This window comes from Ferrimonas marina, assembly GCF_900129905.1.
Lineage (GTDB): Bacteria > Pseudomonadota > Gammaproteobacteria > Enterobacterales > Shewanellaceae > Ferrimonas > Ferrimonas marina.
Window position 1 is genome coordinate 85970 of record NZ_FQXG01000011.1, and the last position, 13652, is coordinate 99621.

Sequence of the window (13652 nt, forward strand, 5' to 3'; positions counted from 1 at the left end):
ACTCCACAGGAAATTGTGACGCGGAATCAATTTAGGATGAAACCCATGAACACTCAGAACGGCGCCCGGATCGGCGTACTGCTCGGTAGCCTGGCGCTGCTGCCCATGGCTGCGATGGCCCAACCGGAGATGCCCCTGGACCATAAGAAGATGCTGTCGCAGATGGCCGGTCAGGAGCAACAGGCCCAGGCCCAGGGCAACCCCCACGACAATCCGCACGGCGGCGCGCCGATGCAGGATGCGGTACTGACCGGTGAGCTGGACAGCCAGCAGCTGATCTTTGAGCTGGTGCCCATGGGCCGTGCCTACCTGGATTACCAGGTGGACGCCGAGGCCCTGGCACCGCTGGCCAACTACCAGCAGCAGACCCAGATCACCGCGGTGATCGGCACCTGGTGCCCGAGCTGCCAAAGCTCTACCCCGGCTTTGATCAAGATCATCAAAGAGTTGGATAACCCCAATATCCAGGCACGCTACCTGGGTGTCGATCGACAGGGCCAGGGTGCTGGTGTTGACCTGGCCACCCTGGGGGTGTCGGTGCTGCCCACCTACATTGTCTACCGCGAGGGGCAAGAGGTTGGCCGCATCGAAGGCGAGCTGGAACAGCCGCTGGAGCAGAGCCTGGCAGCGATGCTGCGCTGATTGCCTGACCCCGCCCGCCCCGGCGAAAAACCGACCTGCGGGTCTGGAGGCCGGGGCCAATATCCCGTAACGTAGATGGCACAAAAAGTGACCAGGGGACGGCGATGAAACGGGCGGTATTCAATCAGAAAGGGGGCGTTGGCAAGTCCAGCATCAGTGTCAATCTGGCGGCGGTCAGTGCCCAGCGGGGGCTGAAGACGCTGCTGGTGGATCTGGATGTGCAGGGCAACAGCAGTCACTACCTCGGCTTCGACGAGCAGGAGGGGGCCCCGACGGTGGCCGATCTGCTCAAGCAGACGGTGGGCTGGCTATCCCGGCCCCAATCGGCAGCGGAGTTTGTCTACGACACCCAGTGGGATAACCTGTGCCTGCTGCCGGCCTCCCAGGCGCTGTCCCAGATCGAGCGGGATCTGGAGAGCCGCTACAAGATCTTCAAATTGCGGGAAGCGCTGGACGAGCTGATGGACGAGTTCGACCGGATCTACATCGACACCCCGCCCAACCTCAATTTCTACGCCAAATCGGCACTGATTGCCGCCGACTCGGTGATCATTCCCTTCGACTGCGACAGTTTCTCCGCCCAGGCGATCCACCGCCTGCTGGACAACGTGCTGGAGCTGAAGAACGACCACAATCCGGCGTTGATGCTGGAGGGGATCGTGGTTAACCAGTTCAACCCCCAGGCCAAGCTGCCGCGGGAGTTGGTGGCGGCGCTCAAGGCCCAGGACCTGCCGGTGCTGGAGACCCTGCTGACCAGCTCGGTCAAGATGAGAGAGTCGCACCAGCTGCAGCGGCCGCTGATCGACTTTGCCGCCAACCACAAGCTCACCGGCCAGCTGGTGACCCTGTTTGAGGAGCTGGAAGCCAAGTCGCTGGTTTTGAGTAACTGAGGACTGGCCTCGCTGGCGTCAGTGACTGGGGCGCAGCTGGTGTAGCACCTGCTCCGCCAGCTCCCACCAGCCCTCCGCGCTGAAGGCGATGGGGCGCACTTCGCGCACCTTGGCCATCGCCGCCTGGGGGCTGAAGCCCTGACGCACCATCAACAGGTAGGCCATCATCAGGCCGGTGCGGTCCTTGCCGGAGCGGCAGTGGATCAGCACCGAATCTCCCTGGGACAGGGCGGCGCTGACCTGGGCCAGGGCCTGGGGCAGGCGGTGCAGGCACTGGGCCTGATCCCCCGGTGCCGGCGGGATGTTGGCGGGCAGCTCGACGTGCAGGTGGCTGATGCCATGCTGGGCCAGGGCGCTGGCGTCCACCTCGACGGCATCGTTGAGGGAGAGCACGGTGTCGATCCCCTGCTGCTTGAGTTCAGCCACGGTCCAGGGGAGTTTGTTGGGGCCACTGCGCCCGGCGATCTGCCCCGGGGTGAGCCAAAAAAGGTCCTGCATCTTGCTTCGGTCTTGCTTCGAACTTGCGAAAAAACGGAGTGTATCAAAAACTCCGGGCATTGGGTCAGGGCTGCTTCGAGCTGGATTCGGCGAAGTTTTTGAACTGGTTCATCATCTGCAAGGTCTGCTTCCTAAACACCCCCGGCATCAACCAGCCCATCAGCTTGAGCCAGCCACGGAACTGGAACTCGCTTTCCATCCGCCAACGGGTTCGCGCCCCCTCGCTGTCAAACCGGTTGTCGCAGCGATTGTCCACACCCTTGGCCTGATAGCGGGCACTGAACTGCTCCGGCAGATCCCGCACCAGCACCGTCTCCACCATCTCCACCTCCCGCTTGCCCATGCGATAGAGCAGACGACAGGTGGAGCCCGGCTGGCCGGGCACCCCTTGCAGCGGCTCGAAGCTGAGCAGGTCCGGCTGCCAGCGGGGCAGGTTATCGGGGTTGTCGAACAGCGCCACCACCTGCTCTCGGGGCAGATCAATCACGACATCACATTGGTATTTCATACCGTTAGGTGTTTTCTTCCGAGTTGAGGCTGTTAATTTTAGACCCAGACGCCGATACCGGGGTGGCACTGCGGTTGGCCAGGGCGATGCCACCGATGATCAGCGTGGCGCTGACGCCATGTAGCCAGGTCAGCGGCTCGCCCAGCCACCAGGCCGCCTGCAGACCGGCAAACAACGGCATCAGGAAGTAGATCCCCGCGGCCTGGCCTGGGCCTATCAGCTCCACCGCCCGACTCCACAGGGCGTAGGCCAGCAGCGAGGCGCACAGGCCAACGTAGGCCAGCGCCGCCCAGGTCGACAGGCTGTAGCCCTTGAATGCCTCTCCCTCCCACGCCACTCCGGGCAGCAGCATCAACCAGCCCGGCAGGAAGGTGGCCAGCAGCATCACCCGGGCGGAGAGCTCTGCCGGCTTGAAGCGCAGTAACAGCGAATAGGCGGCAAAGATCAGCGCCGCCAGCAGCATCCACAGATCCCCCGCGGCAAAGCTCAGTTGGCCCAGCCGCGCCGGCTCCCCTTCCAGGATCAACCAGAGCACGCCGGCAAAGGCCAGCGCCAGGCCCAACCCCCGTTTCGGGCCAATGGGCTCACCCAGCACTCCCCGCGCCATCAGCGCCAGCCAGATCGGCGAGCTGATGGCGATCAGCGACAAATTGATCGCCTCGGTGCTGTGGCCAGCCTGGTAGATCAGGGTGTTGAACAGGGTCACCCCAAGCAGGGCGGTGAGCAGCAGGTAGCCCTTGTGCTGGCGGATCAGCGGCCACTGTTGTCGCGCCGGGCGCCAGGCCAGGGGCAGCAGCACCAGCAGCGCCAGGCTCCAGCGCCAGAAGGCCAGGGTGATGGGGGGCAGGGTGTCGGCCAGATCCCGGGCCACCAGGAAGTTGCCGGACCAGAGTGCGGTGGCGAGCAGGGCAAACAGGGTGCCTTGATGGTGGGGCGACATGGGATCCTCGGTACTGTCATTCGGCCTGGGCGCCGATGGTACCACCTTGTGCCGACCCTAGGTTGCTGCAGGCGCGAGCGACTGTCCCCGGGACTAGTCGCTCAGGTCCGGCTCGAAGAACAGCCACAACACCTGGGGGAAGGCCTGCTTGAACGCCTGCTCGGTGGCGTTGATCTGCTGCACCATCACCTGGGCATCCTGCTGCCCGGCCATCCGCGCCTTCACCGCCACCATTACGTCCTTGCCCAGCTGCAGCGTCAGCAGGTTGTAGACCTGCTCCACCGCCGGCTGCTCCGACAGGAAGGCGATCATCGCCTGGCGCTGCTTGGGCTCGACCCCCTGGCCGATGAGCAGCGATTTGACCTCAATCCCGATAAACAGGGCGATCAGCAGCAGCAGGCCGCCGATGGTCAGGCTGCCGTAAGCGTCCCAGGTCGGATCGCCGGTTACCATGGTGGTGAGCACGAAGCCCAGGGCAAACAGCAAGCCCAGCAGGGCCGCCAGGTCCTCGCCGAAGATCACCAGCAGCTCCGAGCTGCGGGTCTCCCGGAACCAGCGCCAGTAGCTGCGCCCGTCGCGCTCCTTGTTGACCTCCACCAGGCAGCCGCGGAAGGACCAGCCCTCCGCCAGGATGGCGAACAACAGCACGGCGACGGCGATCCAGGGTTGGTTGAGGGGCTCGGGGGCGTGCAGTTTGTGCCACCCTTCGTACAGGGAGTAGAGGCCGCCCATGCTGAACAGCATGATGGCGACGATAAAGGACCAGAAGTAAATGGTCTTGCCATGTCCCAGCGGGTGATCCGGCGACGGCGGCCGCTTGGCGGTTTTCATCCCCAGCAACAGCAGCAGCTGGTTGCCGGCATCGGCGAAGGAGTGGATCGCCTCTGCCATCATGGCACCGGAGCCGGTGACGATGGCCGCCGCCAGCTTGGCGATGGCGATGGAGAGGTTGGCGGTCAGGGCGTAGAGGATCGATTTGACCGAGTTGGCTTCGCTGGCCATGGCGGGCTCCTGCGGCTGGGGTCCTCAACAAAGGTAGAAGCGCCGTGGCGATTGGCAACCGGTTGTGCTCGCCTGCACCGGACAAAGCGGCGATAATGCGCCGAATTTTTTAAAGGGGCCACCATGCGACTGGACAAGTTTCTCACCAGCAACACCGATTTGACCCGCTCCCTGGCCAAGCGGCAGCTCAAGGCCGGCGAGGTCAGCTGCGACGGCGAGGTGATCACCGATCCGGGCTTCCAGATCAGCGATCAGACCGAGGTGCACTGGCGTGGCCAGCCGGTGGGGGCGATCGCCACCCGCTACCTGATGCTGCACAAGCCGGTGGACTTTCTCTGCTCCAACGTGGATGAGCTCTATCCTTCGATCCTGAACCTGATCGATCAGCCCCGGCTCGACCGGCTGCGCATCGCCGGGCGGCTGGATGTCGACACCACCGGGCTGGTGTTGCTGTCGGAGGATGGCCAGTGGTGCCACCGCATCACCTCACCGCGCCGGGCCTGTGACAAGCGCTACCGAGTCTGGCTGGCTGAGCCGCTGGTGGCCGATGCGGAACAGCGCTGCGCCGAGGGCATCGAGCTGCACCAGGATGGCCTGACCCGACCGGCCCAGCTGGAGCGGATCAGCGACACCGAGGTGCTGCTGACCATCAGCGAGGGCAAGTACCACCAGGTGAAGCGGATGTTTGCCGCGTTGGGCAATAAGGTGGTGGGGCTGCACCGTGAGCGGATCGGTGCGGTGACCCTGGATCCCGAGCTGGAGCCGGGTGAATGGCGCGCCTTGACCGAGGCGGAGGTGGCGTCGTTCTAGCCTGGGTCAACAGACCCTAGGGTCCAGCTACGGGTGGTGCGACCGGCACCATCGCCATGGTGCTGGCGTTCGTGCCAGTGCAGGGTGCCATCGCGCTGCCACTGCCACAGGGTGCTGCTGCGGGTGCCGTAGCTGGGGGTATGGATAAAGATGGCGGACAGGGCCCGCTCCCAGGCCAGCTCAAGGCCGGTGTCCGGCAGGGCTGAGTCCTCTGCCTGGGTTGGCTCCAGCAGCAGGTCCAGCAGCGCCTCGGCGCTGGGCTGCGGCGATGACACCAACTGCTGGGCCAGGGCGTTTTTCAGTCGGGTGACCTTGGGCCAGGGGGTGTCGAGCAGGTCATTGGACAGGCCATAAAGCCCGGGCTGCAACGGCTGGATCTGGCGCTGGCGGTTGCTGTAGTAGTAGCCCCCGCTGCGGTCCCACAGCAGCAGATTGAAGCCGCTGTAGTCGTCATCATGGTGCTGCAGCTGTTGCAGGTAGGCCTCTGCACTTAGCGTGCTTTGCAAGTACTCACTGACCAGCAAGCCCCGGGAAACCCTGCCTTCGGCCTGGCCGATGCGGCGGTGGTTGGTGATCAGGGCCAGGCGGCCGCCGGGGCCCCAGCCCATCCAGGTGCCGCCGGCCTGGCTGTCGCGACCGGCCCAGATCCCCTCGGTCCATTGATGGGTGGGTTCGGTGGGGCGTTGGTAGAACTCGTCTCGATTGGCCAGCAACAACAACGGGATGGGGCTGTCCGGCTGCCAGCGAAAAGCGGTCAGGCACATGGTTGGTTCCGGTCGCGGAAAACCCCAGTGTGGCGTTTTCCCTTGGGCCCTGGCAAGAGCGGTGCTACCTTGTGGCCAGCCATTTTTCTGGTAAGTAGCAACAAGGAGATAGCATGCAGTGGCAGGTGTACCTTTCCGGTGAGATCCACACCGATTGGCGTGAACAGATAGCGCAGGGCTGCCAGGCCCTGGGGTTGCCCATCCAGTTTGTCGGGCCGGTGACCGACCACGCCGCGTCCGATGCCGCCGGGGATCTGCTCGGGGTGCCGGCGGACAACTTCTGGCGTGACCACCAGAGCGCTCGGGTCAATCAGATCCGCACCCAGACCCTGATCCAGCGTGCAGACCTGGTGGTGGTGCGCTTCGGCCCCCAGTACAAACAGTGGAACGCCGCCTTCGACGCTGGCTACTGCGCTGCCCTGGGCAAGCCTTACATCACCCTGCATGACGCCGATCTGGTCCACCCGCTCAAGGAGGTGGATGCCCAGGCGTTGGCGTGGGCGCAGACCCCGCAGCAGGTGGTGGAGCTGCTGGCTTACCAATGCCAGGGGCTCAGCCGCGACTGAGCGGTATCTCAACCCATCAGCTCGGATGGATTGACTAGGCTTGGATCAACCGACAACCGGAGAGCATTATGGAAGCCGCAACCTTATGGGAGTGGGTGGGGTACCTGGCGTCGATCCTGGTGGCGATCTCCTTGATGATGTCCAACATCAAGGCGCTGCGCTGGTGGAACATGGCGGGGGCGGCCCTGTTTGTGGCCTATGGCACGGCGATCTCCGCCATCCCGGTGGCGCTGGTCAATGGCTTTATCGTCCTGATCAACATCTACTACCTGTACAAGATCTACAGCTACGAACAGGCGGAAGCCTGAAACTGGCCGTGGCGTAGGAAGTGATCGCACTGCACCGCGGTCTGCTCCGCCAGCAGCATGCTGGTGTGGGTGGTGGGCAGGATGATGTGATCCGCCATCCCCTCGACCTCGGTTTCCGATACCGCCACGGTGCCATCGCTGGGCTCGTTCAGGGCGCCCAGCAGCGCGCCGACCCCCAGTCCGCTGCGTCCGGCCAGGCTGCCCAGCGCCGCCGGGCTGCGCCAGCGCAGGCAGTCACCATTGAGCAGGCCATGCTCGCCGGCGTTGCCCATCAGGGCTGACAGGCCCCATTCGGCCAGACGCTTGGCGATGGCCGCGCCTTGCAGGGGGCTACCCAGGGTGACAATACGGCTGTCCACCGTCAGCGCCCGCTGATGAGCGTAGTGGTAGAGCATGACCCCACCCAGGCTATGGCCGATAAAGTAGTTGGGCTGGTCATGCGGTAGGGCGTTGCTGAGCCGATCAAACAGCGCCTCGGGCTCGATCGCCACCGAGTTGTAGCTCAGGCATTCGGTTTCCCAGCCCAGCTTCTCCAGGCGTCGGGCCAGCGGCCACATCACCGTACCGTGCATGTACAGACCATGCAGTAACACCACCTTTGCCATGCGCCCTCCTTTGCGACTTGGATACGCCAATCTATCAAGGGGACCCCACGCTGACCAGCGCCAATCCGCCCCTTTGTCCCCGCCGATCCCCCTGGGTTTATCCCGGAATCCTGTGTCAATGCCCGCTGGCCCACCCTGTAATGAAATGTGTCAGCCAGGTTAATTTGAACCCCGCTTCGTGTTAACGTCGCAGCACGGTGGGCCCCTGGGCCCGATTCAGGAAGAGAGTGACGTGATGAAAACATGGATTTTTCCCCTGGGCCTGGCCCTGGCCAGCACTGGGGCCATGGCAGTAGAGGGGATGTGGCAACCGAGCCAGTTGCCGGGACTGGGCAAGCAGATGCAGGCCCTGGGTCTGCAGTTGGACCCGGCCGAGATGGCCGACCTGTCTGACTTCCCGATGAACGCGGTGATCAACTTCGGCGGCTGTACCGCCTCCTTCGTCTCCCCCAAGGGCTTGCTGGTGACCAATCACCACTGCGGCTACGGCGCCATCCAGTATCACTCCACTCCGGAGGATAACCTGCTGGAGGAGGGGTTCCTGGCCCGCTCCCTGGCGGAGGAGAAGATGCCGGTGCCCGGCTACAAGATCTGGATCACCGAGTCGATGACCGACGTGACCGATCAGGTGGTGGGCGATCTGGCCCCGAGCCTGGCCGGCCAGCCTTACTACGAGGCGATCCAGCGCAACCGTAAGGCCCTGGTGGCGGAGTGCGAGCAGGAGGAGAACGTCCGCTGTAAGGTCTCCAACTTCCATCACGGTGCCCAGTATGTGCTGATCAAGGAGCAGGAGCTGCGAGACGTCCGCTTGGTCTACACCCCGTCCCTGTCGGTCGGCAAGTACGGCGGCGACATCGACAACTGGATGTGGCCACGCCACACCGGTGACTTTGCCTTTTTCCGCGCCTACGTCGGCCCGGATGGCAAGCCGGCGGATTACAGCGAAGACAATGTCCCCTATCAGCCCAAGCGCTTCCTCAGTGTGTCCGCGGGCGGCCTGAGCGACGGCGACTTCCTGATGGTGGCGGGCTACCCAGGCCGGACCGATCGCTACCGCACCGCTGAAGAAGCCGCCATCTACTTTGAGCGCTACTACCCGGCAGCGCGGGATCTGCGTAACGAGCTGATCGACGTCATCAAGGGCGCCAGCGAGCCGGGCTCCGAGGCCCGCATCAAGTACGAGGGCACCCTGGCCGGTCTGGCCAACTATGCCAAGAACTTCCAGAGCATGGTGGAAAGCTACGACAAGACCGAGCTGGCCAAGCACAAGCAGACCCAACAATCCGCCCTGTGGGCTTGGGTTGAGGGCGAAGGGGACCGGGCCAGCAAGTACGGCAACGTCAAGCAGGAGATGGATCGCCTGGTGGAGCAGCAATGGGCCCACCTGGAACGGGACCTTATCCTGGGGTACATGGGCTACAACCAGATGATCTCCAGTGCCCAGCGCCTTTACCGCCTGGCCCAGGAGAAGCAAAAGCCGGATCTGGAGCGGGAAGCCGGCTACCAGGAGCGGGACTGGGATGGCATCAAGGCCGCCATGGAGCGGATGGAACGCCGCTTTGACCCGGCGGTGGACAAGGCGATGCTGCACCACCTGCTGAGCCGCTACGCTCAGCTGCCCGCCTCCGAGCGTGATCCTGTGATCGATCAAACCTTTGGCCTGGCCAATGGCCTGGATGAGGCCAAATTGAGCGCCACCCTGGACAGCCTCTACCAGGCCACCAGCCTGGATCAAACCGAGGTGCGCCTGGCCTGGCTGGAGAAGGGCCCCAAGGCGTTTGAGCAAAGCGACGATCCCTTTATCCGCTTTGCCGTTGCCAACTACCCTCGCCTGCAGAAGGAGGAGGCGGAGGAGAAACGCCTTAATGGTGAACTACTGCGCGCCCGTCCCCAGTACATGGCCGCGATCATCGCCTATCAGCAAAGCCAGGGTAAGCCGGTTTACGCCGACGCCAACTCCACCCTGCGCCTGACCTTCGGTACCGTGCAGGGCTACTCCCCGCAGGATGGCCTGGTGGCCCAGCCTTTCACCACCCTGGAAGGGTTGAAACGCAAGGCCACCGGCGAGGTACCCTTCGATGCCTCCCAGCGTCAGCTGGAGCTGATTAGTCAGCGCCAGTACGGTGGCTTCGACGACAAGGCGGTGGGTTCGGTGCCGGTCAACTTCCTGTCGGATCTGGACAGCACCGGCGGTAACTCCGGTTCGCCGACCCTCAATGGCAAGGCGGAACTGGTGGGTCTGCTGTTCGATGGGGTGTACGAGAGCATCATCGCCGACTGGGATTTCAATACCGAGTTTGCCCGCTCCATTCACGTCGACAGTCGCTACATGCTGTGGGTGATGAAGGAGCTGGATGGCGCCGACAACCTGCTCCAGGAGATGGATGTCGTTCGCTAAGCCCTGCGGAGCCTGGTTAAACAAGCGGCAGTCGTCTCGGCTGCCCTTGCCAAGCTGACCCGGCCCAAGTAAGGTATTTTCCTGTCAGGCGACCATCGTATAATGGTATTACCTTAGCTTCCCAAGCTAATGACGCGGGTTCGATTCCCGCTGGTCGCTCCAGAATTTATCTTCATCGATGGTTTTCGGTGAATGAACGGTTTTTCGAAAAGCCCCGACCCTAACAGGTTGGGGCTTTTTTGATCACGCTTCCAGGAAGTGTCGCAAATTGACTCAAAGGGTAGAGCCTTGGAGCCCTAAGATGCGCCCCAGATTTTAGGCCTATCCCTTGGAGACCCGACGACAAATGAATGCTTTGAAGTTCGCGCCAATCGCCGCCGCCCTGATGCTGGCCGGTTGTAGCTCCGACACTGTTTACCCGGAAAGCGAGTGCAACACCGAAGTTAACGCTCTGCTGGGCATGTGCGAGAAGCTGGAAGGGGCGATTGCCGCCTTTGACGCTGACAACCGTTACAGCCACACCACTTACACCTTCAACGGCAGCTTGGAGACTTCCAACGCAATGGTGGTGTCCTCCAGTGCGCACAAGAACTACCATGCGCCGAATTTCCGCTACGGTTACCGCTTCACCGAAGGCGGCGTTTTTGAAGCTTTGGTTCTGGCCCCGGAAGTGGCTGAAAAGTGGAACGCTTTGGGTTGTACAAAAGGTTTTACTTGTTCCGCTGCTGTCCTTGCTGGTGCTAACAACCACCCTGTAAACGGCTACGTTGAAGGCGAAATGCTGGTCCTTGTTGATGATAACGACTCTCAGCTGGTCCACACCGTCTTCAAGGGCACCCCGGTATCCGTTGGTATTTGGCATGAAGGGCACGAACTTGACAGCGTGCCGGTAACCTTCCCGGCGGAGATGCAGGAAGTTATCCGCGCCGCCGAGGCCATCCCACACAGCGAGATCAACAAACAGATCCAGGTTAACGAGCTGCTGGAAGCTGGCTTCCCCGGCAACGCTTACGCTCTGGTAGCTCTTGGCGAGAGCACCGAATTTGATATCGAGAAGGACGAGCAGGGTCATATCCTGAGCGCGTCTTACTCCACCACCAACCATTATCGCACCCTGAACACCGTTGCGGGGTCCGCCGAGCTTTCCGGATCAACTCGTACCGTTGATGACGAGGTTGTTGGCGTGGTTTGGTATATCGACGGCCAGCCGGTTGACCGTGTTACTCCGGGCGATATCGCCGACATCACCCACGTTAGCTACGAAGGCTCTAGCCGCGTATACAGTGTTGGCGAGCGTGAGCGTGCCCACCTGGCGTTTAAGTTCTGGGCCGACGGTGAGGAATTCTCTGGCGGAACCCCGATTTTGGACCCAGTTGATCCGCCCTGTGGTGACGAGTGTTACGACAAGCCGGAAAACCCGGACGACCCGCTCGATCCGGGCCTGACCCCTGAGCCTGGTCCGGTTGACCCGTCCGCGAAGCTCTCCAACATTGTTGAGGTACAGGGCTTTGGCAACACCTACACCGTTATCACCGGCAAGGAAGAAGATCAGAGCATCTTCTCCAAGTATCCGGCGGTTGGCTGGATGGCCGACAAGTACGACTTGGGTAAAATCGCCGACTACCAAGACGGTTGGTTGAACTATTACTTCCAGACCGAGGAAGGTGAGAAGTGCCGCGCTGACGTTCTGGGTGATGGTCGAATCCGTTCTGAGTGTACTGAAGGCAACTTTGATGGTGACATTGCCGAGTTTGCGGAACAGAACAACCTTACGTTGCGGACTGACTACGTAGAGCTGCCGATGGGCCCGGTCAACGTTATCTGGCGCATATCCGATGGCAAGGAAGGCTTGTTCGAGCAGTCATCCACCATCACCATCAAGTAACTTAAAAAACCCGCTTCGGCGGGGTTTTTATCTTTTAGTCACTCGACGTTGATAAGTCTTAAAGTTGAAAAGCAGCTTCTTAAATGTTCAATGGTTGGGTAAGTCGTCTGTTTGATGACTATTGCCAAGGGATTACTACTCAGAATGGCTAATGACGCGGGTTCGATTCCCGCTGGTCGCTCCAGAATCTCGAAACCCGAGCTACGGTCTCCGTCGCTCGGGTTTTTTCGTTTCTGCCCTCAAGCTCGCACTGCGCAAGCTATCGATCCCCTCATCTGTTGAAAGCCCTCCTTTGTCCCTCTTTCCATAAAACTGGCTGGAGACCAATACGGTCACATCCCGACATCCAGAGCAACTACTCTAAATTGGCCTTGATGGGACCAAATGGTCCGTATAGCATCTTAGCTAAAGATGACCATTTGGCCCTAACGAGGAGGCGCTATGAGACACCACGCAGGCCCGGCATTTGAGTATGCAAAGCAACGACTGGAACAGGAAGGCAAAGGCGAAGGGCGCAAGAAGAAAGAGGAGGGCTGGTGTGCCCTGGCCCTGGCGCTGATGTTGCCGATCTTTCCCTTTGTACTGGGTGTCCACCATATCGGCCCGTTGATGTTTTTCGTCGGGGTAGTGTTGGCCGCCTACGGTGGGCTGTGTCTGATGGCCTCGCGGGAGTATTGGCAACGGTTCGACAACTACGAGCAGCAGTACGTGTGCGAACACTGGGGCGATGAGTGCAGCAGATCAGCGCACCCTTAAGGGCAACGGCACAAACCAGCAGCGATGGCTGATAGCGGTGGGGGGGATTACTTCGCGGATTGAGCGGACTGGTTTCCCTGGTGCTGCCAGCGTGCCTTGTGCTGCTCCCTCACCGCAGGGAGCCGCGTGATCTCGAGGATAGAGCCCCGGTCTTCAACCAACCGGGCTTTTGCGATCCTGGTCATAGTCCCGATGAGGACCATTTGGTCATGGTGATATTTTGGTCCTATTATGCGGCTCAACTTTGAGCATCTAGGATCCATGACACCATGAAGAAGATGATTCTTGCCGCCTCTCTGCTGCTGTGCGGCGCAGCCGGAGCCAGCGACAGCGACAGCGCCATTACCTTCAACGCGAACCTGGGTGATTTTGAGACCTACGGCGTTGGCTTCTACCAGTTAAATGGCAGGGACAAGTTAGGCTTCGCGGTTCAGGGCGATTATTACTCCGACACGGTTTCCGCATTTGGTAACCGCTATGGCGAAATGGTTTCCCGAGTGCACCTTGGGCTGACCTACGGCGTCACCGACAAACTCTATATTGCCCCGATGGTGGGGGCGACCTATGGCAAATTTGATTACCTGGTCGCCGATAGCAGCGACACCAAGGTCACTGTCTCCGTTGCTGGGGTCTACCAGTTGGACCGGGTAGCGCTGAAGCTTGGCGTTGGTACCGCAAAGACCTTCGTTCACGACGATCCGGTTGTTGAGCTGGGCTTTGGCTTCACCTTCTAATGGCCAACATCATGAGAAGAGCAGCATTTTCGATCCGCGCAGCAGTCGGCCTGGCTCTGACCTTGCTGGTAATGGAGTTGGCTGCCGTATGGCTGGTGCTGGTGTGGCTGGTGGTTCTGGCGATTCGGATCCCAATGATCGCCCTGCAGCGGATGGCGGATATCTCCCGGCGCTGGAAGTATCAGCTGACCACTGGGGTTGTTACCGTCCATTGCCTGGCGATGATCTTCGCCCCGGTCTTTATGGTGTTCACCCTGGCTTTTGCCGCACTTTACCCTGGCGAGTCGGTAAGGCGTCGCCTGGGTCTGGCCTGGCACCTGGTACCGGCGCGAGTCTAACCGCACCA

The 13652-nt window shown here is 61.5% G+C and carries 16 protein-coding genes and 1 tRNA gene; 11 read left to right on the forward strand and 6 right to left on the reverse strand.

What is annotated here, in order from left to right:
• The first annotated feature begins 45 nt into the window (after positions 1–45).
• Together BUC04_RS21610 and BUC04_RS21615 are read left to right on the forward strand one after the other, a co-directional pair.
• Entirely contained in the window at positions 46–642 is a 597-nt protein-coding gene (locus BUC04_RS21610; RefSeq protein WP_067662323.1) for a thioredoxin family protein, read from the forward strand.
• Positions 643–746: 104 nt separating this feature from the next.
• Positions 747–1532 (forward strand): ParA family protein, encoded by a 786-nt coding sequence (locus BUC04_RS21615; RefSeq protein ID WP_067662319.1) that lies wholly within the window; start codon positions 747–749, stop codon positions 1530–1532.
• A gap of 18 nt (positions 1533–1550) precedes the next feature.
• Here the strand turns inward: BUC04_RS21615 and BUC04_RS21620 are convergent, their stop codons facing one another.
• The 4 genes from BUC04_RS21620 to BUC04_RS21635 form a co-directional block, all read right to left on the reverse strand.
• Entirely contained in the window at positions 1551–2030 is a 480-nt protein-coding gene (locus BUC04_RS21620; protein WP_067662317.1) for a protein-tyrosine phosphatase family protein, read from the reverse strand.
• Positions 2031–2094: 64 nt separating this feature from the next.
• Positions 2095–2538, reverse strand: coding sequence for an SRPBCC family protein (locus BUC04_RS21625; RefSeq protein WP_067662314.1), 444 nt, complete (start codon positions 2536–2538; stop codon positions 2095–2097).
• A 4-nt stretch (positions 2539–2542) separates the two neighbouring features.
• Positions 2543–3478 carry a DMT family transporter gene (locus BUC04_RS21630; RefSeq protein WP_073326146.1) on the reverse strand — a complete coding sequence of 312 codons (936 nt, stop codon included), beginning with the start codon at positions 3476–3478 and terminating at the stop codon, positions 2543–2545.
• Between the two features lie 93 nt (positions 3479–3571).
• Positions 3572–4480: a cation diffusion facilitator family transporter gene (locus BUC04_RS21635; protein ID WP_067662311.1), complete on the reverse strand. Its 909-nt coding sequence runs from the start codon at positions 4478–4480 to the stop codon at positions 3572–3574.
• 123 nt (positions 4481–4603) lie between these two features.
• Between BUC04_RS21635 and rsuA the strand changes: the two genes are divergently transcribed.
• Positions 4604–5290: a 16S rRNA pseudouridine(516) synthase RsuA gene (gene rsuA / locus BUC04_RS21640; RefSeq protein ID WP_067662307.1), complete on the forward strand. Its 687-nt coding sequence runs from the start codon at positions 4604–4606 to the stop codon at positions 5288–5290.
• Here the strand turns inward: rsuA and BUC04_RS21645 are convergent.
• Entirely contained in the window at positions 5287–6054 is a 768-nt protein-coding gene (locus BUC04_RS21645) for an NRDE family protein (RefSeq protein ID WP_067662304.1), read from the reverse strand. The two genes, rsuA and BUC04_RS21645, sit on opposite strands and share 4 nt — an antisense overlap.
• A gap of 113 nt (positions 6055–6167) precedes the next feature.
• On the opposite strand from BUC04_RS21645, the gene BUC04_RS21650 reads away from it, so the two are divergent.
• Entirely contained in the window at positions 6168–6620 is a 453-nt protein-coding gene (locus tag BUC04_RS21650; protein ID WP_067662301.1) for a YtoQ family protein, read from the forward strand.
• Positions 6621–6688: 68 nt separating this feature from the next.
• The gene (locus BUC04_RS21655; protein WP_067662298.1) at positions 6689–6928 is read left to right on the forward strand and encodes a YgjV family protein; all 240 of its coding nucleotides are present in this window, start codon (positions 6689–6691) and stop codon (positions 6926–6928) included.
• Here BUC04_RS21655 and BUC04_RS21660 read toward each other — a convergent pair.
• A complete protein-coding gene (locus BUC04_RS21660) occupies positions 6907–7533 on the reverse strand; it encodes an esterase/lipase family protein (RefSeq protein WP_067662295.1) in 627 nt (208 codons plus the stop codon). The genes BUC04_RS21655 and BUC04_RS21660 overlap by 22 nt on opposite strands.
• A 235-nt stretch (positions 7534–7768) precedes the next feature.
• Here BUC04_RS21660 and BUC04_RS21665 point away from each other — a divergent pair, with 235 nt between their 5' ends.
• The 6 genes from BUC04_RS21665 to BUC04_RS21690 all read left to right on the forward strand — a co-directional run bounded on the left by BUC04_RS21665 (position 7769) and on the right by BUC04_RS21690 (position 13644).
• Positions 7769–9931 carry a S46 family peptidase gene (locus BUC04_RS21665; RefSeq protein ID WP_067662293.1) on the forward strand — a complete coding sequence of 721 codons (2163 nt, stop codon included), beginning with the start codon at positions 7769–7771 and terminating at the stop codon, positions 9929–9931.
• Positions 9932–10019: 88 nt separating this feature from the next.
• Positions 10020–10093 (forward strand) — tRNA-Gly (locus tag BUC04_RS21670).
• A gap of 184 nt (positions 10094–10277) precedes the next feature.
• Positions 10278–11816 (forward strand): hypothetical protein, encoded by a 1539-nt coding sequence (locus BUC04_RS21675; RefSeq protein ID WP_073326148.1) that lies wholly within the window; start codon positions 10278–10280, stop codon positions 11814–11816.
• Between the two features lie 441 nt (positions 11817–12257).
• Entirely contained in the window at positions 12258–12572 is a 315-nt protein-coding gene (locus BUC04_RS21680) for a hypothetical protein (RefSeq protein ID WP_067662288.1), read from the forward strand.
• 269 nt (positions 12573–12841) lie between these two features.
• The gene (locus BUC04_RS21685; RefSeq protein WP_067662285.1) at positions 12842–13306 is read left to right on the forward strand and encodes a hypothetical protein; all 465 of its coding nucleotides are present in this window, start codon (positions 12842–12844) and stop codon (positions 13304–13306) included.
• An 11-nt stretch (positions 13307–13317) separates the two neighbouring features.
• Positions 13318–13644, forward strand: coding sequence for a hypothetical protein (locus BUC04_RS21690; protein ID WP_143165839.1), 327 nt, complete (start codon positions 13318–13320; stop codon positions 13642–13644).
• Positions 13645–13652 lie beyond the last annotated feature (8 nt).